The organism is Metapseudomonas cellulosilytica (genome assembly GCF_049334135.1).
Lineage (GTDB): Bacteria > Pseudomonadota > Gammaproteobacteria > Pseudomonadales > Pseudomonadaceae > Metapseudomonas.
The window spans coordinates 1-851 of the sequence record NZ_JBHZGN010000062.1 but is presented as its reverse complement, the minus strand read 5'-3'; the positions used below and the strand labels follow the sequence as shown (position 1 = coordinate 851).

Here is an 851-nt window from a genome sequence, read left to right as displayed (position 1 = left end):
GAACGTAACAAACCGCACGTCAACGTTGGCACCATTGGTCACGTTGACCATGGCAAGACCACTCTGACTGCTGCTCTGACCAAGGTCTGCTCCGAGACCTGGGGCGGTTCCGCTCGTGCGTTCGACCAGATCGACAACGCGCCGGAAGAGAAAGCTCGCGGTATCACCATCAACACCTCCCACGTTGAGTACGATTCCGCCATTCGTCACTACGCTCACGTTGACTGCCCCGGTCACGCTGACTACGTGAAGAACATGATCACCGGTGCTGCCCAGATGGACGGCGCGATCCTGGTTTGCTCCGCTGCTGACGGCCCCATGCCGCAGACCCGCGAGCACATCCTGCTGTCCCGCCAGGTAGGCGTTCCCTACATCGTCGTGTTCCTGAACAAGGCCGACATGGTTGACGACGCCGAGCTGCTGGAACTGGTCGAGATGGAAGTTCGCGACCTGCTGAACACCTACGACTTCCCGGGCGACGACACTCCGATCGTGATCGGTTCCGCTCTGATGGCTCTGGAAGGCAAGGACGACAACGAAATCGGCGTTTCCGCCGTTCGTAAACTGGTTGAAACCCTGGACTCCTACATTCCGGAGCCGGTGCGTGCCATCGACCAGCCGTTCCTGATGCCGATCGAAGACGTGTTCTCCATCTCCGGCCGCGGCACCGTGGTAACCGGTCGTGTTGAGCGCGGCATCGTCAAGGTGGGCGAGGAAATCGAAATCGTCGGCATCCGTCCGACCACCAAGACCACCTGCACCGGCGTGGAAATGTTCCGCAAGCTGCTCGACGAAGGTCGTGCTGGTGAGAACATCGGCGCCCTGCTGCGCGGCACCAAGCGTGACGACGT

General features: G+C 60.6%; 1 protein-coding gene. It reads left to right on the top strand.

Features of this window, described 5'->3' with window-relative positions; translation table 11 throughout:
- Positions 1 to 851, top strand: an 851-nt coding sequence (gene tuf / locus ACFW0H_RS30100; protein ID WP_422917479.1) for an elongation factor Tu, incomplete at both ends; no start/stop codon positions are given.